The sequence below is a fragment of the Mycolicibacterium elephantis DSM 44368 genome, assembly GCF_004014805.1.
GTDB classification, from domain to species: domain Bacteria; phylum Actinomycetota; class Actinomycetes; order Mycobacteriales; family Mycobacteriaceae; genus Mycobacterium; species Mycobacterium elephantis.
Genome location: NZ_ATDN01000022.1, coordinates 1 through 19,682 on the forward strand (window position 1 = coordinate 1; position 19,682 = coordinate 19,682).

Annotated in this window: 15 protein-coding genes and 3 pseudogenes; 14 read left to right on the forward strand and 4 right to left on the reverse strand. The window is 69.4% G+C overall.

The genetic code is table 11. From position 1 onward, the window contains the following. Positions 1-229: 229 nt before the first annotated feature. Positions 230-583, forward strand: coding sequence for a hypothetical protein (locus tag MELE44368_RS15710; protein ID WP_128109334.1), 354 nt, complete (start codon positions 230-232; stop codon positions 581-583). Here the strand turns inward: MELE44368_RS15710 and MELE44368_RS15715 are convergent. Continuing rightward, positions 580-1,176, reverse strand: a complete 597-nt coding sequence (locus MELE44368_RS15715; RefSeq protein ID WP_128109335.1) for a DinB family protein — start codon at positions 1,174-1,176, stop codon at positions 580-582. The two genes, MELE44368_RS15710 and MELE44368_RS15715, sit on opposite strands and share 4 nt — an antisense overlap. 6 nt (positions 1,177-1,182) lie before the next feature. Beyond that, positions 1,183-1,697, reverse strand: a pseudogene (locus tag MELE44368_RS15720) (DinB family protein). A 78-nt stretch (positions 1,698-1,775) separates the two neighbouring features. Between MELE44368_RS15720 and MELE44368_RS15725 the strand changes: the two are divergent. Together MELE44368_RS15725 and MELE44368_RS15730 are read left to right on the forward strand one after the other, a co-directional pair. After that, positions 1,776-4,577 carry a cation-translocating P-type ATPase gene (locus MELE44368_RS15725; RefSeq protein WP_409366128.1) on the forward strand — a complete coding sequence of 934 codons (2,802 nt, stop codon included), beginning with the start codon at positions 1,776-1,778 and terminating at the stop codon, positions 4,575-4,577. A gap of 20 nt (positions 4,578-4,597) precedes the next feature. Then, positions 4,598-5,554, forward strand: coding sequence for a helix-turn-helix transcriptional regulator (locus tag MELE44368_RS15730; RefSeq protein WP_128109337.1), 957 nt, complete (start codon positions 4,598-4,600; stop codon positions 5,552-5,554). A gap of 88 nt (positions 5,555-5,642) precedes the next feature. Here MELE44368_RS15730 and MELE44368_RS15735 read toward each other — a convergent pair whose 3' ends face one another. Then, positions 5,643-6,197, reverse strand: a complete 555-nt coding sequence (locus MELE44368_RS15735; protein ID WP_128109338.1) for a nucleotidyltransferase — start codon at positions 6,195-6,197, stop codon at positions 5,643-5,645. Positions 6,198-6,242: 45 nt separating this feature from the next. On the opposite strand from MELE44368_RS15735, the gene MELE44368_RS15740 reads away from it, so the two are divergent. From MELE44368_RS15740 to MELE44368_RS15755, 4 genes are all read left to right on the forward strand, one after another. Beyond that, positions 6,243-7,010, forward strand: coding sequence for an endonuclease/exonuclease/phosphatase family protein (locus tag MELE44368_RS15740; RefSeq protein ID WP_128109339.1), 768 nt, complete (start codon positions 6,243-6,245; stop codon positions 7,008-7,010). Between the two features lie 130 nt (positions 7,011-7,140). Then, a complete protein-coding gene (locus MELE44368_RS15745; RefSeq protein ID WP_128109340.1) occupies positions 7,141-11,370 on the forward strand; it encodes a glycoside hydrolase family 38 N-terminal domain-containing protein in 4,230 nt (1,409 codons plus the stop codon). Further along, complete coding sequence (locus MELE44368_RS15750; protein ID WP_128109341.1) at positions 11,367-11,912, forward strand: DUF7158 domain-containing protein; 546 nt, start codon at positions 11,367-11,369, stop codon at positions 11,910-11,912. The genes MELE44368_RS15745 and MELE44368_RS15750 overlap by 4 nt, the downstream gene beginning before the upstream one ends. After that, positions 11,912-12,823, forward strand: a complete 912-nt coding sequence (locus MELE44368_RS15755; RefSeq protein ID WP_164890123.1) for an ROK family protein — start codon at positions 11,912-11,914, stop codon at positions 12,821-12,823. The genes MELE44368_RS15750 and MELE44368_RS15755 overlap by 1 nt, the downstream gene beginning before the upstream one ends. A gap of 7 nt (positions 12,824-12,830) precedes the next feature. Here MELE44368_RS15755 and MELE44368_RS15760 read toward each other — a convergent pair whose 3' ends face one another. Further along, on the reverse strand, positions 12,831-13,202 hold the full coding sequence (locus MELE44368_RS15760; protein ID WP_064889617.1) for a winged helix-turn-helix transcriptional regulator: 372 nt from the start codon (positions 13,200-13,202) through the stop codon (positions 12,831-12,833). 71 nt (positions 13,203-13,273) lie between these two features. On the opposite strand from MELE44368_RS15760, the gene MELE44368_RS15765 reads away from it, so the two are divergent. The 7 genes and pseudogenes from MELE44368_RS15765 (at position 13,274) to MELE44368_RS15790 (ending at position 19,667) form a co-directional block, all read left to right on the forward strand. Beyond that, on the forward strand, positions 13,274-13,705 hold the full coding sequence (locus MELE44368_RS15765) for an anthrone oxygenase family protein (RefSeq protein WP_064889619.1): 432 nt from the start codon (positions 13,274-13,276) through the stop codon (positions 13,703-13,705). A 224-nt stretch (positions 13,706-13,929) separates the two neighbouring features. Next, positions 13,930-14,457 (forward strand): 50S ribosomal protein L10, encoded by a 528-nt coding sequence (gene rplJ / locus MELE44368_RS15770; RefSeq protein ID WP_046754813.1) that lies wholly within the window; start codon positions 13,930-13,932, stop codon positions 14,455-14,457. A gap of 44 nt (positions 14,458-14,501) precedes the next feature. Further along, positions 14,502-14,897, forward strand: coding sequence for a 50S ribosomal protein L7/L12 (rplL, locus tag MELE44368_RS15775; RefSeq protein ID WP_064889621.1), 396 nt, complete (start codon positions 14,502-14,504; stop codon positions 14,895-14,897). 182 nt (positions 14,898-15,079) lie between these two features. After that, a pseudogene (locus MELE44368_RS15780) lies at positions 15,080-16,045 on the forward strand (ABC transporter ATP-binding protein); the annotation flags it as partial. Beyond that, a pseudogene (locus MELE44368_RS27525) lies at positions 16,045-16,278 on the forward strand (ABC transporter ATP-binding protein); the annotation flags it as partial. The pseudogenes MELE44368_RS15780 and MELE44368_RS27525, both read left to right, overlap by 1 nt. Before the next feature lie 134 nt (positions 16,279-16,412). After that, the gene (locus tag MELE44368_RS15785) at positions 16,413-17,438 is read left to right on the forward strand and encodes an ABC transporter ATP-binding protein (RefSeq protein ID WP_128109342.1); all 1,026 of its coding nucleotides are present in this window, start codon (positions 16,413-16,415) and stop codon (positions 17,436-17,438) included. A 36-nt stretch (positions 17,439-17,474) separates the two neighbouring features. Then, entirely contained in the window at positions 17,475-19,667 is a 2,193-nt protein-coding gene (locus MELE44368_RS15790) for a molybdopterin-dependent oxidoreductase (RefSeq protein ID WP_128109343.1), read from the forward strand. Positions 19,668-19,682 lie beyond the last annotated feature (15 nt).

Here is a 19,682-nt window from a genome sequence, read left to right on the forward strand (position 1 = left end):
GGGGGTCGAGGCGGGGACGGCACGAGAAGGGGGTGTCGGCACGAGATGGCGGCGTTGGCGGGAGATGGCGGCGTTGGCGCGAGATGGCAGGGCGACACGGGGTAGCTGGCCCGGCACGCGGTAGTAGTTGAGCGAAAGATTCGCTCATAGCTTGGCACTTGGGCATACATACCCCCGGAGCCGGCCGCGCCCAGAAGTGCTTGTCACCCCTGGATGCCAGGGTGGCGTCATGGCAACCAAGAGAATCCTGCGCGGGATCGAACTGCGGTACGTGCTCACGCACAACCTCGACGTGCACGGTGCAGCCAGCATCTACGACATGCTCGAACTGCTCGAATCTCAGGGTTTCGCCGTCGTCGGCAACCCGTCGAAAGCACTCTCCGATGCGTTGCGGTGGGAGCTGCGCCGGGGCCGGGTCCGTCGGCTCCGCCGCGGCGTCTACGGCCCCGGCGCCATGCCCCGCTCCACCGCGTACCACATCCATCAGCGCGTGCTCGACCTCTTCGACGAGGCCGCGCGACTGCGGGGTTTCGACGACGACGACCACTTCATGGACGCGTGGTTGAAATCCCTGCCCGCCTAGGTCGACGGCCTCCAGCGCTTGATGAAGTCCGTCTCCGGCCACTCCTCGTGGGCGGCCATCAACTCGTACATCGTTGCGCCGTCGATGGATTCGCGGATGATGTCGGCGTGCCCGGCGTGGCGGCTGAGCTCCTCGATCAGATGCATCCCCACCCATCGCACGTCCCAGTGGCCGATGTCCTTGGGAAACCACGGCACCTCGGGCGGCACCGGCACCGGCGTGTCGAGCGCCGCCGAGCCGAACACTCGCAGCGTCTCCGCGTTCTGCTGCTTCAACCCCTCCAACAACCCTGCGAGCGTCTCGTCTGAACGCATCACGTACTGGTCGGCGTACTCGGCCATGATCTCTTCCATCGGCCGCTCGTCTCTCGGCGGAAACTCCGGCGCGTACTTCGCGCGGTCCGTCCAGCCCTTCTGCACGCCCGCCGCGTGCTTGACCAGCCCGCCGATCGACAGCGCGCTCACCGACGGCGTGGACCGCGCCTGCTCATCCGTCAGGCCGTAGGCCACCGCGAAGAACGCGTTCTGCTGAAATGCGAGGAAGCTCAGTAGCGTTTCTCGTTCATCGGCTCCGGGTGGCGGCATTCCTGGCATCGCTATTCATCTCCTATGAGTCGAGTGGACGTAAAGATCTCGGATACAAGCTATTTCGGCGCCATGGTGAATCACCTCGCGGTTGATGTGCAACACCAGCATCGACATCGGATACTCGGCCCACGGCCCCTCCGCCGGCCCGATCGGACGGTCCAGATCCTCCTCGGACAGCCCCCGCGCACCCGCGATCCAGCGGGCATACGCGTCGTCGAGCTGGCTCAACGCCGTCGCGGCGTCGGTCGCGTAGGGCCACGTCTCATAGCTCGCCTCCGGCCCGCCGAAGTGCGAGTAGTTGCGCACCGCGAGCACACCGACGATCACGTGCGCCAGCCGCCACGCGATCGTCGTGAACGGCGCCGGCTCCGGCGGTGGATACGCGAAATCGATCGACCCGTCGCGGCGCACCGTCCAGCACCCCGGCACCGGCTCCTCTCGTCGTCGCTGAGCCCGTCGAGGCGGGGGCGCAGCTGATGCGTCCAGTGAAAGTCGAGCTGGTCGGCGAACAACTCGGGAATCTTCATGCCCCGATGCTTTCACCGTTTTAGGACAGTTACGGTCCTATGACTGTCTGCGGCGCGTCCACGGGTCAGACTGTTGGGGTGGATTCGCTCGCCACCGCCGCATCCGACCCGTCGCTGCGGGACGCCGCCGACGTCGCCGCCGAGCTGGGCGTCGACCCCGCCGTCGGGCTCACCTCCGCCGAGGCCGCGCGCCGACTCCGGGAGGACGGGCCCAACGAGCTGCGCGCCAAGCCCCCGGTTCCGTTGTGGCGCAAAATCCTTTCGCAGTTCCAGCATCCGCTGATCTACCTGCTGCTCGGCGCCGTCGCCATCTCGCTGATCGCCTGGGCGGCCGAGGGCGCCGTCGGCGTGCCGATCGACGCGACGGTGATCGCCGCCGTCGTGATCCTGAACGCCGCGCTCGGCCTGATCCAGGAGAGCCGGGCAGAGACCGCCGTGGCCGCCCTCAAGTCGATGACCGAGGCGTCCTCGACCGTGCTGCGCGACGGCGAGCTGCGCACGGTGCCGTCGCACGAACTCGTCCGCGGCGACATCCTCGTGCTCAACGAGGGCGACGCCGTCGGCGCCGACGCCCGGCTGCTGTTGGCGTCCGCGCTGCGGGTGCAGGAGGCGTCGCTGACCGGCGAGAGCGAGGCCGTCACCAAAGACCCGGCGACGCTGCCGCGTCGCGTCCCGCTCGGTGACCGCCAGGACATGGTCTACAAGGGCACCGCGGTGACCCAGGGCGTCGGCCGCGCGGTCGTGACCGCGACCGGGATGGCCACCGAGATGGGCGCCATCGCCGGGCTGCTCGAAGCCACCGAGGAGGACGCCAGCCCGCTGCAGAAGGAAATGGCCGGTGTCAGCAGGCTTCTCGGGATCACCGTCGTCGTCATCGCCGTCGTCGTCATGGTCGTCACCGCGGCCATCAACGAGGTGTCCACGGTGTCGGAGTTCGTCACCGTGCTGCTGCTCGGCGTGTCGCTGGCCGTCGCCGCCGTGCCCGAAGGCCTGCCGGCGATCCTGTCGGTCGTGCTGGCCATCGGCGTGCAACGGATGGCCGCGCGCAACGCCGTCGTCAAGAAGCTGCACTCGGTCGAAACGCTCGGGTCGGCCACCGTCATCGCCTCGGACAAGACCGGCACCCTGACCAAGAACGAGATGACCATCCAGCGGATCCGCACGGCCTCCGGCGAGATCGAACTCACCGGCGTCGGTTACCAACCCGACGGCACCGCGCTGCACAACGGCGGCGAGATCACCGACCCGGCGCTGGCCACCGAGGCGAGCATGGTCGTCGCCGGCGGCGCGCTGGCCAACAACGCCGCGCTGTACTGCCGCGACGGCCAGTGGGAGATCGAGGGCGACCCGACCGAGGCGGCGTTCCTCGTCGCGGCGCACAAGCTCGCCGACGCGACCGACCGCACGCAGCGCTACCACCGCGAAGGGGAGATCCCGTTCACCTCCCAGCGCAAGATGATGTCGGTGTTCTGCCGCGGCGACGACGACCGTCCCACACTGATCGCCAAGGGCGCCCCCGACGTGCTGCTGAACCATTGCGCGGCAATGCAAGTCGGCGACGACGTGGTGCCGCTCGACGACGCCCGCCGCGAGCGCGCGCTCGGCGACGTCGACGAGCTGTCGCGGCAGGCGTTTCGCACCCTCGCGGTCGCCTACCGCCGCGTCGACGACACCGAGGTGCACGACGGCGTCGACGAGGCGCTCGAACACGACCTGATCTACCTCGGCGTGGTGGGCATCATCGACCCGCCCCGCGACGAGGCCGCCGACGCGATCGCCGACGCGCGCCGCGCGGGCATCCGGGTGCTGATGATCACCGGCGACCATCCCGGCACCGCGGCCCGCATCGCCGAGGACCTGGGCATCGTCGAATCCGGCGCGTCGGCGATCACCGGGCAGCAGCTCGACGAGCTGTCCTGGCGCGAGTTGGTCGACGTGAGCGCCACGACCTCGGTCTATGCGCGGGTGGCGCCGCAGCACAAGCTGCGCATCGTCGACGCGCTGCAGTCGCAGGGCCACGTCGTCGCGATGACCGGAGACGGCGTCAACGACGCGCCGGCGCTGAAGTCCGCCGACATCGGCGTCGCGATGGGCATCACCGGAACCGAGGTGACCAAGGAAGCCGCCAAAATGGTTCTGGGCGATGACAATTTCGCGACCATCGTCGCCGCGGTGCGCCAGGGCCGCATCATCTTCGACAACATCAAGAAGTTCGTGCGCTACCTGCTCTCGTCGAACATGGGCGAGGTCTTCACGGTGTTCTTCGGGGTGCTGTTCGCCGGCTTCATCGGGTTGACCGCCGCGCCCGGCGAGGCCGTCGTGGTGCCGCTGCTGGCCACCCAGATCCTGTGGATCAACCTGGTCACCGACTCCACCCCGGCGCTGGCGATGGGGGTCGATCCCGAGATCGACGACGTGATGAGGCGCCCGCCGCGGCGGTTGACCGACCGCATCATCGACCGGCAGATGTGGGCGGGCATCATGTCCATCGGCCTGGTGATGGCCGCGGTCACGCTGCTGACCATGGACATGTTTCTGCCCGGCGGGCTGATCGAGGGGTCGGACTCGCTGGAGGTGGCGCGCACCGCGGGGTTCACGACGCTGGTGTTCGCGCAGCTGTTCAACACGTTCAACTCGCGCTCGGAGACCACCAGCGCGTTCCACCGGCTGTTCAGCAACCCGTGGTTGTGGGCGGCGGTGGCGGTCGGCGCGATGGCGCAGGTCGCGGTGGTGCACCTGCCGTTGCTGCAGGCCGCGTTCGGCACGACCGGCCTGGACCTCGCGCACTGGGCCGCGGCGATCGCGATGGCCTCGGCGGTGCTGTGGTTCGACGAGGTGCGCAAGGTGATCCTGCGCCTCAGCGGACGGGCCTTGTCCTAAGACTGTGGCAGTCTGCGGATGTGTCCGAAACGACGAGCCGGGTGCTGCAGCTGCTCGGGCTGCTGCAGTCGCGGCGGGTGTGGACGGGCGAGGAGCTCGCCGAACGGCTCGGGGTGACCACCCGCAGCGTGCGTCGCGACGTGGAACGGCTGCGCGAGCTCGGCTATCCCGTGCACGCCAGCAAGGGCCACGGCGGCGGATACCAGCTCGGCGCGGGTGCGGCGTTGCCGCCGTTGCTGCTCGACCCCGACGAGGCCGTCGCGGTGGCGGTGTGTCTGCGGCTGGCCGCGGGCGGGACGATCGCCGGGGTGGGGGAGTCGGCGCTGCGGGCGCTGTCCAAGCTCGACCAGGTGATGCCGTCGCGGCTGCGGTCGCAGGTGTCCGCGGTGCACGACGCGACCGTCACGCTCACGTCGCCGTCGCCGGATTCGCCCGTCGAGCCCGAGGTGCTGATGACGTTGGCCCGCGCCAGCCGCGACCACGAACACGTCAGCACCTCCTACGTCGACATCCGCGGTAACGCCACCCAGCGTCGGCTCGAGCCCTACCAATTGGTGACCACCGGCCGGCGCTGGTATCTGCTGGCCTACGACCGCGATCGGCAGGACTGGCGCAGCCTGCGGTTGGACCGGATGTCGAACGTGCGCGCGCTGGGGACGACGTTCGTTCCGCGCGACGCGCCCGATGCAGCCAGCTATGTGCGACGGTCGATCAGCAGCTCGCCCTACCGTTACGTCGCCCGGGTGCGCTATCAGGCGCCGGAAGAGGTTGTGGCTCAGCGTTTCCCACCGGCGTCGGTGACGATCGAGCCCGACGGACCCGACGCGTGCATCGTCACCGCCGGCGCCGACGACCCCGAACGCATGGTGCTGTACTTCGCGGCCGTCGGCGCCGATTTCGAGGTGCTCGAGCCGCCCGACGTGGTGCGTGCGGTGAAGGCCGTCGCGCAGCGGCTGAGGCGGGCAGTTGCCCACTGACCGCGAGCAGACGTGAAAACCCCCTTTTCCGCGTAGTTTTGGGGGTTTTCGCGTCTGCTCGCGCTAAGGGCGCTAGGGGGCTAGGGGGCTAGGGGGAGGTGATGCCCAGCTTCTCGGCGAGCACCAGAAACGCCGCGGCATACGGGTTGTCGGCGGTGTCGGCGCTGAGCCGCTGCCAGTCCAGGCGCTCGCGCACCGCGCGCACCGCGGGCAGCAGCGCCGAGAAGTCGCAGTTGTGCTCGTTGAGCGAGTTGAGCTTTTCCGCCATCACGTACGTCGGCGCCAGCACCTTCATCCGGATCGCGAGCACGTCATACTCCTCGGCGCTGTTGATGGTGTCGGCGTCGACCGGCACGCCGTTGAGTCGGTGCAGCACGTCGATGACGAAGTCGTCCTCGACGCAGGCCTTGAACAACCAGTCCTCGGGGGTGCGCTCGATGGTGAAGCCGGCCTTCTCGAGCGTCAGCGCGGCGGCTTCGGTGTCGGGTTCGGCGACGACGAAATCCACGTCGTGCACCGGTTCGGGGCCGCCGAACACCCACAGCGCGTAGCTGCCGCCGAGGGCGAAGTCGGGCCCGTGGTCGCGCAGCGCCGACGCGGCGCGCCGAAGCGCGTCGCGCAGATCGTCGTTTCGTGCGGGCACATCGCTCCTGAGGGCTCGGCGGTCATTGTGGGTACATGAGTACCCATGCGGATGGCGACCTTCAACATCCTGCACGGACGCAGCGTGCACGACGGCGTGGTCGAGCAGGACCGGCTCGTCGAGGCCGTCAAGATGCTCGACGCCGACATCCTGGCGCTGCAGGAAGTCGACTTGGACCAGCCGCGGTCGGGTAAGACGGATCTCACCGCGATCGCCGCGGAGGCGATGGGCGCGCTGAGCCACCGGTTCGTCGCCGCGATCTCCGGCACGCCCGACGCGACGTGGATGGCCGCGACCGGTGACGAGCAGCCCGGCACCGCTGCCTACGGCATCGCGCTGCTGTCGCGGTTTCCCGCGGAGAACTGGCAGGTGTTGCGGCTGCCGCGGATCCCGATGCGGTTTCCGATGTATCTGCCGGGGCCGAACCGGGTGAAGGTGGTGGACGAGGAGCCGCGCGCGGCGATGGTGGGTCGGCTGGACACGCCGCTGGGTCCGTTGACGGTCGCGAACACGCATCTGTCGTTCGTGCCGGGGTGGAACCGCGTGCAACTGCGCCACCTGCTGCGCGATCTGCGCGGGTTTGCCTCGCCGGCGGTGCTGATGGGGGATCTGAACCTGACGCCGGGCCCGGTGCGACGCTGGAGCGGGTTGCGGGCGCTGGCGCAGGGGATGACGTTTCCCGCCGAGGCGCCGACCCGCCAGCTCGACCACATCCTCACCGACGACTCGAGTCTGCGCGTCGAGCGGTGCTGCGCGCCGCTGTTGCCGGTGTCGGATCACCGCGCGCTGCTGGTCGACGTGTCGCGGTCGTGAGGCGGTGTCGGCGGTCCTGTCCCCCGGCGAGCAGACGCGAAATCGCCCTCAAACCGGCGTATCGAGGGGATTTCGCGTCTGCTCGCGGTGTTGCTCACCCCAATGGGGTCGGCGCACATAGGGTATTGGCGTGCGGGTGATTTCGGCCGAGTCGACGGAGCTGTTCGTCGGGCCGCCGCACGCGCCGCTGCAGCTGGTGCGGGTCACCTATACCGACGGCGGCGAGACCGTGCGCGTCGACGGCGACGGGCTGAGCGGGCACGCGCCGACCGCCGCCGGTGACGGCAGCGTCGAAGTCGCGGTGACGGTCACCGACCCGGTCGTGGGCCAGCAGCGGCGAGCGCGCGTCGTCGCAGGCGAGACCGTGAGCCCGTTCGTGTTCACCGTCGCCGAGCCCGGCTGGACGATGTACATGATCAGCCACTTCCACTACGACCCGGTCTGGTGGAACACCCAGGCCGCCTACACCAGCGTGTGGAGCGAGGACCCGCCGGGCCGGGCGCGGCAGACCAACGGCTTCGACCTGGTGCGCGCCCACCTCGAAATGGCCCGCCGCGAACCGGAATACAAGTTCGTGCTCGCCGAGGTCGACTACCTCAAGCCGTACTGGGACACCCATCCCGAGGACCGCACCGACCTGCGCCGCTTCATCGCCGACGGTCGCGTCGAGATCATGGGCGGCACCTACAACGAACCCAACACCAACCTCACCAGCCCCGAGACGACGATCCGGAACTTCGTGGCGGGCATGGGATTTCAACGCGGGGTGCTCGGCGCCTCGCCTGAGACCGCCTGGCAGCTCGACGCGTTCGGCCACGATCCGCAGTTTCCCGGTATGGCCGCCGACGTCGGGTTGACGTCGAGTTCCTGGGCGCGCGGGCCGCATCACCAGTGGGGCCCGATGGCCGGCGGCGGTGATCCGGAGCGGATGCAGTTCTGCAGCGAGTTCGAGTGGATCGCGCCGTCCGGGCGCGGGCTGCTGACGCACTACATGCCCGCGCACTACTCGGCCGGCTGGTGGATGGACTCCGCGGCCACGCTCGCCGACGCCGAGGCCGCGACGTACGAGTTGTTCACCTCGCTGAGGAAGGTCGCGCTGACCCGCAACGTGCTGCTGCCGGTGGGCACCGATTACACGCCACCGAACAAGTGGGTCACCGACATTCACCGCGACTGGAACGCCCGCTACACCTGGCCGCGGTTTGTCTGCGCGCTGCCGCGGGAGTTCTTCGCCGCGGTGCGCCGCGAACTGGGCGAGCGTGGCGTCGCCGCGTCGCCGCAGACCCGCGACATGAACCCGATCTACACCGGCTGCCACGTGTCCTACATCGACACCAAACAGGCCAATCGGGCCGCCGAGGACGCGGTGCTGGACGCGGAGAAGTTCGCGGTGTTCGCCGGCCTGCTCGGCGGCGCGACCTATCCGCACGCCGCGCTGGCCAAGGCGTGGGTGCAGCTGGCCTACGGCGCCCACCACGACGCGATCACCGGCTCGGAATCGGATCAGGTGTACCTCGACCTGCTGACCGGCTGGCGCGACGCCTGGGAGCAAGGCCGGACCGCCCGCGACAACGCGTTGGCGCTGTTGTCCAGTGCGATCGACGGCGACGTCGTCGTGTGGAATCCGCTGGCGCACAAGCGCAGTGACCTCGTCACCGCCCGGCTCCCGGAGGCGGGTGGGGTGCGGGTGCTGGACTCCGACGGCGCCGAGCTGCCCACCCACGTCACCCATGGCGGTCGCTGTGTCAGTTGGCTGGCCCGTGATGTGCCGTCGCTGGGATGGCAGTCGTATCGGCTGCGGCCCGATGAGACGGCCGCGGGCTGGGAGCCGGTCGACGGCGTGAGCATCGGCAACGGGCACTACCGGCTCACCGTGGACCCGTCGCGCGGTGGCGGCGTCTGCTCGTTGCAAGAGGGCGGTCGTGAGCTGATCGCCGACGGCCGGGTCGGCAACGAATTGGCCGTCTACGACGAGTATTCCGCGCATCCCGAGGCCGGCGAGGGCCCGTGGCATCTGCTTCCGAAGGGCCCCGTCATCACCTCGGCGGCCGCGCCCGCGCGTGTGCAGGCCTATCGCGGTCCGCTGGGGGAGCGGATCGTCGTCGAGGGCGAGATCGATGCGGGCGAGATGGACCCGCCCCGAAAGGGACAAAAGGGCGGAAAAGTGCGAGTGGATTCCGCCGAAACGTCGGTCTCGGCGCTGCTGCGCTACACGCAGACCGTGACGCTCTGGCACGGTGTCGCGCGGGTGGACTGTCAGACGACGATCGACGGGTTCACCGGCGCCGATCGCCTGCTGCGGGTGCGCTGGCCGTGCCCGGTGCCGGGCGCGCTGCCGGTCAGCGAGGTCGGCGACGCGGTGATCGGGCGCGGGTTCGGCCTGCTGCACGACGGATCCGACACGGCCGTCGACTCCGCCAAACACCCGTGGACACTGGACAATCCGGCATACGGCTGGTTCGGGCTGTCGTCGGCGGTGCGGGTCCGGGTCGGCGACGGGGTGCGCGCGGTGTCGGTGGCCGAGGTGGTGGCGCCGACGGAAGCCGGCTCGGCCGAGCTGGCGCGTGAGTTGGTGGTCGCGCTGGTGCGGTCGGGCGTCACCGCGACGTGCAGCAGCGCGGACAAGCCGCGCTACGGCGACCTGAGCGTCGACTCCAACCTGCCCGACACCCGCATCGCGCTCGGCGGGCCCGACGAAAATGCCTTCACCGCCGCGGTTTTGGCCGAGGCCGACGCGGGCTACACCGAGGAGCTCAAACGCCAGCTGTACACCACCGGGACGGCCAGGGTGTGGGTGCCGCCCGTCGCGCCGCTGGCCGACACCTGGGTGCCCAGCGCCGACGTGCGCCACGTGCGCGCGCTGCCCGTGCTGATCGTCGCGGCCTCGGCGCTGGGCGCGGCGGTGTCGGGGGTGGTCGAGGACCTCGGCGACTTCGAGATCGTCGTCGACCAGGCGGCCCCAGCCGGCCTCGAGCCGTTCGACGCGCGCACCGTCGCGGTCCTCAACCGCGGAATGCCGGGCTTCGCCGTGGAATCCGACGGCACCCTGCACATGTCGCTGATGCGGTCGTGTACCGGGTGGCCGTCGGGCACCTGGATCGACCCGCCCCGGCGCACCGCTCCCGACGGCTCCAACTTCCAGCTGCAGCACTGGACCCACACCTTCGACTACGCGCTGGTCTCCGGCGACGGCGACTGGCGCCACGCCGACCTGCCCGCCCGCAGCGCGGAATTCTCTCGCCCACTGCTAGCCGTCACCGAGAAGCACGATGCCGCAAGGGGATTACCGCAGACCGGCTCGCTACTGGAAATCGAACCCGCGGGCAAAGTCCAGCTCGCTGCGCTGAAAGCCGCGGGCAACCCGCTGGAGTCCGGCAGCAGCAAGACCGTGCACCCGTCGGACGGCGTGACGCTTCGGCTGGTCGAGACCTGCGGTGCGCCAGCAGAAGTCACGGTGCAATCCGGGCTGCGGCGCGTGTCCGGAATGCGCGTCAACCTGCTCGAGGAGCCTGCGGCCACCACCGCAGATCTGACGTTGCACAGCTACGAGATCGCCACCGTGCGAGCCCTACTCAACCTGCCCAAGATACTCGACGCCGACCACACGGTGCTGGCGCCCGACGCCGAAGCGGCCCAACCGCTCTACGCCCGCTACTGGTTGCACAACCGCGGGCCGGCCGCGCTCGGCGGCATGCCCGTGATCGCCCACCTGCACCCGCAGACCGTCGACGCGCGGCCGAATTCCCCTGTGGCGCTGCGGTTGACCGCGGTGAGCGACTGCAGCGACGCGGTGCTGCACGGCCACGTGCGGCTGCGCTGCCCGGACGGCTGGACCGCCGAACCGGCCGAGCTGTCGTTCATGCTGCCGCCCGGCGAGCACCTCGACACCGAGGTCACCGTGACGGCGCCGCCTGCAGTCGCGCCGGGCCTCTACCCCGTGCGTGCGGAGCTCGCCCTGGGCGGCCATGCCGCGATGCCGCCGTCGTGGCGGCAGGCGGTCGAGGACGTCTGCGTGGTGTCGGTCGACGCGCCGCCCGACGACCGGCTGCTGCGGTGGGTGACCGAGCCGTCGCCGGTGGAGGTCGCGGCCGGTGAAACCGCGCGCCTCGCCGTCACCGTCGGCACCGACGCACACACCGACATCGCGGTCGAGGCGCACCTGATCAGCCCGTGGGGCACATGGGAGTGGCTGGGCCCGAACGCCATCGGCGCCGAGCTGGCGGCCCGCGGCACGGCCGAACTGGGCTTCGACGTCGCGCCGCCGGTCTGGGTCGCCCCCGGGGAGTGGTGGGCGTTGATCCGGGTCGGCGGTGCGGGCAGCCTGCTGTACTCGCCGGCAGTGAAGGTGGTGGTGCGATGAACGCGGCGACGGTCGACGGGGTGCCCGTGACGGTCGAGGAGGTCGACGCCCGGGAGGCGCAGCTGCGGGCGTCGCGGCTGGCGTCGTCGCTGCCGCGGCCGAACACCAGCGAGGGACGACAGTTGCGCCGCTGGCTGACCCAGCTGCTGGTGACCGAACGGGTGGTGGCCGCCGAGGCCCGCGCGCTGGGGCTGAGCGCCGACGAGGCGCCGAGCGAGGACGACCTGCTGCCCGACACGGTGACCCGCATGGAGATCGGCAGCGTCGCCGCCTCGGTGCTCGCCGACCCGCTGGCACGCGCGGTGTTCGCCCGCGTCACCGCCGACGTCGACGTCACCGCCGAAGACGTCGCGGCGTACCAACAACGAAACCCGTTGCGGTTCACCGACACCGACGAGATTGCCGCGCACCTGCGCGGGGCGGCCCGCCGTCGCGCGTTCCGGCGGTGGCTGGACGCGCGCTGCGCGGCCGTCGTCGAACTCGCCCCGGGCTACGAGCACCCCGGCGATCCGCGTCAGCCCGACAACACCCACCGCCACTGATGACCACGCTGGCGATCGACATCGGCGGCACGAAGATCGCCGTCGGCCTGGTCGACGACGACGGCACGCTGGTGCACAACACCAAGGCGCCGACGCCCGACGGCGACGCGGAGACGGTGTGGGCGGCCCTCGAGGCGCTGATCGCCGACGCGCTCACGGCCGCGGGCGGGCGCGTGCGCGGTGTGGGCATCGGCTGCGGCGGGCCGATCGACCTGTCGTCCGGAACCGTCAGCCCCATCAACATCGTTGAGTGGCAACGCTTTCCGCTTGTCGACCGGGTCGCGGCGGTGGTCGACGCCCCGGTGCGGCTGCGCGGTGACGGGTTGTGCATGGCGCTGGGCGAGCGCTGGGTCGGGGCGGGCCGCGGTGCGCGGTTCATGCTCGGCATGGTGGTGTCCACCGGCGTCGGCGGCGGGCTGGTGCTCGACGGGGCCCCCTACGGCGGGCGCACCGGCAACGCCGGGCACGTCGGCCACGTCGTCGTCGACCTCGACGGCGCGCCGTGCAGTTGCGGCGGACGTGGCTGCGTCGAGACGATCGCCGCGGGCCCGCGGATGGCGCAGTGGGCACGCACCCAGGGCTGGGACGCGCCCGTCGACGCCGACGCCAAGGAACTCGCCGACGCCGCCAACGCGGGAGACGCCGTCGCGCTGCGGGCGTATCGGCGCGGGGCCACCGCCGTCGCCGCCATGATCGCGTCGGTGGCCGCCGTGTGCGATCTGGACCTCGTCGTCATCGGCGGCGGCGTCGCGAAATCCGGTGCCCTGCTCTTCGACCCGGTGCGTGAGGCGCTGGCGTCCTACGCCGGGCTGGAGTTCCTGCACGGCCTGCGGGTGGTGCCCGCCGCGCTGGGCAGCGAGGCCGGGCTCATCGGGGCGGCCGCCTTGGTGGTGACCGGCGAGCAGACGTGAACTCCCCTCAAACAGCCCGAGGTTGGGGGTTCTCGCGTCTGCTCGCCGAAAGTGCGTCGCGGGTCATGTGCTTGCGGCCCCAGTCGCACAGCGCCTCCAACACCGGCGCCAGCGTCCTGCCGTACTCCGAGATGGAGTAGTGCACACACGGCGGCACCGTCTTGGCATCGTGGCGGTCGAGAATGCCGTCGTCGACCAGCTCGCGAAGGTGACGGATGAGCATGCGCTCGGAGATATCGGGGATGCTGCGACGCAGCTCGGCGGTGCGCATCGGGCCGTCCTGCAGCCGCCACAGAATGGTGCCTTTCCATCGGCCGTCGATCACCGTCAACGCGGTGTCGATCGGGCATTCGTTGAGTCCCTTCTTCGACACCGCCATCGCGACTCCTTACGCTGCCAAATGTGTCAGTACCTTGTTTTTTGTCAGCATAAGCTGTCAGGGTCGAGGGCATGGACGCAATCGTGGGATCCCTTGCCCTGTTGATCACCGGCCCGATGGTCGGCGTCGAGATCGCGGTCGCGGCGTTCACCAACCCGGTGTTCGCGCGGTTGCCCGATGACGGGTTCGCGCGGGCCCGCAGCGACGGCAGCCGGGTGCTGGGCAAGGTGATGCCGTTCTGGTACATCGGCTCCCTGTTGCTGCTGATCGCGACCGCCGTCGTCACCCGCGACTGGTTCATCATCACCGCGGCGGCGGTGATGGCCGTCGTGGTGCTGATGACCGTGACGCTGATGGTGCCGGTCAACAACCGGATCGGCCGCTGGTCAGGGGCCGCCGATGCGTCGCGCGACGAGGCGCGGCTGTGGGACCGGCTGCACTGGCGGCGGGTGTTCCTGCTCGTCGCGCTGTACGCGCTGCTGATCGCCGGTCTGGCGGTGTAGTCCGTTTTGGCTGATCGGCGGGCGGCAGGCTATTCTGTGTCGGTTCCACCGAAGACCGTCGGTTACCGAGAAATCGGTCGAAGGTCCGGGTTTGACCCGGCGGCCCACGCAGGAGGACGAGGCTAACGCTGTATTTGTGCGCCCCGACCTGTCTGCGTCGGGGCGTTCGTCATTCTCGGGGCGGTTGAGGCGGAACGTCGACAACCAACCACGAGGAGGCATGCATGGCCACGGAGGACAAGGCCGCCGCAATTGCCGACATCGTCGAGCGATTCAACTCGTCGACGGCCACGGTCGTCACCGAGTTCCGCGGTCTTTCGGTCGCCCAACTGGCCGAGCTGCGGCGGTCGCTCGGTGATTCCGCCAGCTATCGGATCGCCAAGAACACGCTGGTCAAGCGTGCCGCGGCGGAGGCCGGCATCGAGGGTCTCGACGAGCTGTTCGTCGGTCCCACCGCGATTGCGTTCGTCAAGGGCGAGGCCGTCGACGCTGCCAAGGCGCTCAAGAAGTTCGCCAAGGACAACAAGGCCCTCGTCATCAAGGGCGGCTACATGGACGGCCGTCCGCTCAGCGTCGCCGAGGTCGAGCAGATCGCCGACCTGGAGTCGCGCGAGGTGCTGCTGGCCAAGCTGGCCGGCGCGATGAAGGCCAATCTGACCAAGGCCGCCGGGCTGTTCAACGCCCCGGCGTCGCAGGTCGCTCGACTGGCCGCTGCTCTGGAAGAGAAGAAAGCCGGCGAAGAAGCCGCCTAACCACCCAACTTGCACAAACCGCAACAAATCAGGAAGGACCCACCATGGCCAAGCTGTCCACCGACGAGCTGCTCGACGCGTTCAAGGAACTGACGCTGCTGGAGCTCTCCGAGTTCGTCAAGAAGTTCGAGGAGACCTTCGACGTCACCGCCGCCGCTCCGGTCGCCGTCGCGGCCGCCCCCGGCGCCGCTGCCGCCGGCGCCCCCGCCGAGGCCGGCGAGGAGCAGTCGGAGTTCGACGTCATCCTGGAGAGCGCCGGCGACAAGAAGATCGGCGTGATCAAGGTCGTCCGCGAGATCGTCTCCGGCCTGGGCCTCAAGGAGGCCAAGGACCTGGTCGACAGCGCGCCCAAGCCGCTGCTCGAGAAGGTCGCCAAGGAGGCCGCCGAGGAGGCCAAGGGCAAGCTCGAGGCCGCCGGCGCGACGGTCACCGTCAAGTAGGCGAATTCGACGCTGTGGGGCCGGTCTAGCAAACAGACCGGCCCCACAGTCGTCTTTACTGCCGGCCACGTCAATATCGGGATGACCGGACTCTTGTGTTGTGACGAGACCGCATAAGCTACAGTGACTCAAGCCACAGGTGGGAGACGTGTGGCGGAAAAAACTTGGCGGAAGGATTTCGCGTGGGCATTGGTATTCAGGTTGAAGGGCTGACCAAGTCCTTCGGGCCCCAGCGAATTTGGGAGGACGTCACGCTGGACATCCCCCCGGGTGAGGTCAGCGTCCTGCTTGGCCCGTCGGGTACCGGTAAATCCGTCTTCCTGAAGTCCCTGATCGGGTTGTTGCGCCCCGAGCGCGGCAAGATCATCGTCGACGGCACCGACGTCATTCAGTGCACCGCCAAGGAGCTCTACGAGATCCGCACGCTGTTCGGCGTGATGTTTCAGGACGGCGCGCTGTTCGGCTCGATGAGCATCTACGACAACACCGCTTTCCCCTTGCGTGAGCACACGAAGAAGAAGGAAAGCGAGATCCGCAACATCGTCATGGAGAAGCTCGAGCTGGTGGGTCTGGCCGGCGACGAGAACAAGTTCCCCGGCGAGATCTCCGGCGGTATGCGCAAACGCGCCGGGCTGGCCCGCTCGCTGGTGCTCGACCCGCAGATCATCCTCTGCGACGAGCCCGACTCCGGTCTGGACCCCGTCCGTACCGCCTACCTGTCGCAGCTGCTGATCGACATCAACGCCCAGATCGACGCCACGATCCTGATCGTCACGCACAACATCAACATCGCCCGCACGGTGCCGGACAACATGGGCATGCTGTTCCGCAAGCACCTGGTCATGTTCGGACCCCGCGAAGTGCTGCTGACCAGCGACGAGCCGGTCGTCAAGCAGTTCCTCAACGGCCGCCGGATCGGCCCGATCGGCATGTCTGAGGAGAAGGACGAGTCGACGATGGCCGAAGAGCAGGCCATGTTCGACGCCGGCCACCACGACGGCGGGGTCGAGGAGATCCAGGGCGTGCCGCCGCAGATCCAGGCGACGCCGGGGATGCCGGAGCGCAAGGCGGTGGCGCGTCGCCAGGCCCGGGTGCGCGAGATCCTGCACACCCTGCCGCCGGCCGCGCAGGCCGCGATCCGCGAGGACCGCAGATCCAGGCGACGCCGGGGATGCCGGAGCGCAAGGCGGTGGCGCGTCGCCAGGCCCGGGTGCGCGAGATCCTGCACACCCTGCCGCCGGCCGCGCAGGCCGCGATCCGCGAGGACCTCGAGAGCTCGCAGCACTACTCGGGCGGCGGGGTCGGTGAGGCCACGACCGCGCGGCATCACACGGCGGACGACGACGCCCCGACGGGCGCCATCCCCACCGCCGAGAGGTAACCCCGGCTCCCGATCTTGTAGCGGCTCGTTTCGCCGAGTCGTCGGCGTTACCCGCGCTGATGACGCATCCTGGTGCTTGAGCACCCCTTTGACCGGGTGCGTAGGTATGCGTCAGCTGTAAAGGGTGAGGTGGCATGGGCATAGGCATTCAGGTGGAAGGGCTGACCAAGTCCTTCGGTCCTCAGCGCATCTGGGAAGACGTCACGCTGGACATTCCCGCCGGTGAGGTCAGCGTGCTGCTTGGCCCGTCGGGTACCGGCAAGTCCGTCTTCCTGAAGTGCCTGATCGGTTTGCTGCGTCCCGATCGGGGCAAGATCATCGTCGACGGCACCAACATCGTCGAATGCACAGCGAAGGAGCTCTACGAGATCCGCACGCTGTTCGGGGTGATGTTTCAGGACGGCGCGCTGTTCGGCTCGATGAGCATCTACGACAACACCGCTTTCCCGCTGCGTGAGCACACGAAGAAGAAGGAAAGCGAGATCCGTCAGATCGTGATGGAGAAGCTCGAGCTGGTCGGGCTCGCGGGCGACGAGAACAAGTTCCCCGGTGAGATCTCCGGCGGTATGCGTAAACGTGCGGGGCTGGCCCGCTCGCTGGTGCTGGATCCGCAGATCATCCTCTGCGACGAGCCCGACTCGGGTCTGGACCCCGTCCGCACGGCGTATCTGTCGCAGCTGCTGATCGACATCAACGCCCAGATCGACGCCACGATCCTGATCGTCACGCACAACATCAACATCGCCCGCACGGTGCCGGACAACATCGGGATGCTGTTCCGCAAGAAACTGGTGATGTTCGGACCCCGCGAGGTGTTGTTGACCAGCGACGAGCCCGTGGTCAAGCAGTTCCTCAACGGCCGGCGGGTCGGCCCGATCGGTATGTCGGAGGAGAAGGACGAGTCGACGATGGCCGAGGAGCAGGCCATGTTCGACGCCGGCCACCACGACGGCGGGGTCGAGGAGATCCAGGGCGTGCCGCGCCAGATCACCCCGACGCCGGGGATGCCGGAGCGCAAGGCGGTGGCGCGTCGCCAGGCCCGGGTGCGCGAGATCCTGCACACCCTGCCGCCGGCCGCGCAGGCCGCGATCCGCGAGGATCTCGAGCGCGCCGACAGCCTCGAGGCGACGACGGGGCCGCTTCGTACCGCCGGACGGTAGTCGACTTGGCCGCGCCGTGAGCGCATGCTGTTCGTGATGACCCGCGAGCACAAGCCGACGTTCTGCCGGATCTGCGAACCGCTGTGCGGCATGATCGCGACCGTCGAGGACGGCCGCCTGATCGAACTGCGCCCCGATAAGGCCCATCCGATCTCGACGGGGTTCGCCTGTCAGAAGGGCATCGCGTTCGCCGAGGTCGTCAACGACCCCGACCGGGTGACGACTCCGCTGCGCAAGGGCGCCGACGGCCGCTTCTCGCCGGTGTCGTGGGATGAGGCGATGTCGGACATCGCGCGACGGCTGACGGCGATTCACCGGGCGCACGGGCCGGGCGCGATCGGCTGGTACTTCGGCAACCCCGGTGCGTTCAGCTACTCGCACACGCTGAGCCTCAACATGTTGATGGCCGGCGTGGGTCCGCGCATGCACCTGTTCACCGCGGGCAGCCAGGACGTCAACAACCGGTTCGTGGCCAGCCAGCTGCTGTACGGCACGCCGCTGGCGCTGCCCGTGCCCGACGTGCTGCGCACCGATTTGCTCGTCGCCATCGGCGCCAATCCCGTTGTGTCGCACGGCAGTGTGCTGACCCAGCCGCGGATCAAGGACCGCATGCACGACATCGTCAGGCGCGGCGGCCGGGTGCTGGTCATCGATCCGCGCAAGACCGAGACCGCCGCGCAGTTCGAATGGCTGGGCATCGTCCCCGACGGCGACGCGTATCTGCTGCTGTCGCTGCTGCAGGTGATGTTCGCCGAGAACCTCGTCGACCGCGCTGTCCTGGCCCGTCAAGCCGACGGCGTCGACTGGCTCGAGCAGCTCGCCCGGGCGTTCTCTCCCGAGGCCACCGCGGCGCGCACCGGGATCGACCCGGACACCGTGCGCAACCTGGCCCGCGACCTGGTTCGCACCCCCCGCGCCGCGGTGTACGGCCGCGTCGGCACCAGCACCGGCGAAAACGGCACGCTCACAACCTATCTGCTCGACGCGGTGAACCTGGTCGCGGGCAATCTCGACGTCGCGGGCGGTGCCATGTTCGGCCGGTATGGGTTGCCTGCCGAGCGGTGGCTGAACAAGGCGGGTGCGGCGCTGCTGCGGGGCGTGTACTCGCGGCGGCGCTCGCGGATCGGCGGGTTCCCGTCGGTGCTCGGGTCCGAACCCGCCGGCGTGATGGCCAAGGAGATCACCACCCCCGGGCGCGGCCAGGTCAAGGCGCTGTTCGTCAGCGCGGGCAACCCGGTGCTGTCGGTGCCCAACGGCGACGAACTCGAATCCGCCTTGGGCCAACTGGATTTGATGGTCGGCATCGACCTCTACGTCAACGAGACGCTGGCGCACTGCGACTACGTGCTGCCCGCGGCCAGCATGTACGAGCGCGACGACTTCCCGCTTCCGTTCCAGACGCTGCAACCCACGCCGTTCCGCCAGGCCACCGAGGCCGTCATCGCGCCGGTGGGCCAGGCGCGCGCGGAGTGGGAGATCATCGACGACCTCACCCGCCGGCTGTGGCGGCGCACGCCCGGCCTGGCGATGCAGGCTGTCTTGCGAAAGATGTTGGGGGTATTCGGTGTTCGATTGTCGCCGCGGCTGCTGGTCGACGCGCTGATCCGGCTGGGGGAGGGCGGGGACCGGTTCGGGCTGCGCCGCGGCGGGTTGAGCTTCGCGCGGCTGACGAGGGAGTATCCGCACGGCAAGGTGCTGGCGGCCAACCTGCGCGCCGGGGTGCTGCGCGACGTCGTGGTGTATCGCGGTCGGCGAGTCCGGTTGCGCCACGGCGAGATCCGCGCCGAGGTCGACAAGCTGGCCCGCCGCAGCGCGCCCGACGGCTATCCGCTGCGGTTGATCGGCATGCGCGAGGCCCGGTCGGAGAACTCGTGGATGCACAACTCGCCGCTGCTGATGCGCGGAGAGCGCACCCAGCACGCCCGCATGCACGTCGACGACGCGGCCGCGGCCGACATCGCCGACGGTGACGTCGTGCGGATCGCGTCGGTCAACGGCGAGATCGAACTGCCCGTGATCGTCACCAAGGACATCGTCGCCGGGGTGGTCGCCGTTCCGCACGGTTGGGGGCACAAGGGCACGGCCGGGTGGCGGCTGGCCAACCACGCCGGCGGCGCCAACGTCAACAAGCTGATGTCCAGCCACCCCGACGACATCGAGCGCCTTGCCGGGATGGCGCGGTTGACCGGTGTGCCGGTGCGGGTGGCTCGCGCAGAACCCGCGCGTTAGGGCTCGGCGTCTCGC

Bases quoted from the DNA above. Each gene is read 5' to 3' on its own strand.
- MELE44368_RS15710 (WP_128109334.1), top strand. From the start codon at position 230: ATGGCAACCAAGAGAATCCTGCGCGGGATCGAACTGCGGTACGTGCTC.
- MELE44368_RS15715 (WP_128109335.1), bottom strand. From the start codon at position 1,176: ATGCCAGGAATGCCGCCACCCGGAGCCGATGAACGAGAAACGCTACTG.
- MELE44368_RS15740 (WP_128109339.1), top strand. From the start codon at position 6,243: ATGCGGATGGCGACCTTCAACATCCTGCACGGACGCAGCGTGCACGAC.
- MELE44368_RS15750 (WP_128109341.1), top strand. From the start codon at position 11,367: ATGAACGCGGCGACGGTCGACGGGGTGCCCGTGACGGTCGAGGAGGTC.
- MELE44368_RS15755 (WP_164890123.1), top strand. From the start codon at position 11,912: ATGACCACGCTGGCGATCGACATCGGCGGCACGAAGATCGCCGTCGGC.
- MELE44368_RS15760 (WP_064889617.1), bottom strand. From the start codon at position 13,202: ATGGCGGTGTCGAAGAAGGGACTCAACGAATGCCCGATCGACACCGCG.
- MELE44368_RS15765 (WP_064889619.1), top strand. From the start codon at position 13,274: ATGGACGCAATCGTGGGATCCCTTGCCCTGTTGATCACCGGCCCGATG.
- rplJ (WP_046754813.1), top strand. From the start codon at position 13,930: ATGGCCACGGAGGACAAGGCCGCCGCAATTGCCGACATCGTCGAGCGA.
- rplL (WP_064889621.1), top strand. From the start codon at position 14,502: ATGGCCAAGCTGTCCACCGACGAGCTGCTCGACGCGTTCAAGGAACTG.
- MELE44368_RS15785 (WP_128109342.1), top strand. From the start codon at position 16,413: ATGGGCATAGGCATTCAGGTGGAAGGGCTGACCAAGTCCTTCGGTCCT.
- MELE44368_RS15790 (WP_128109343.1), top strand. From the start codon at position 17,475: ATGACCCGCGAGCACAAGCCGACGTTCTGCCGGATCTGCGAACCGCTG.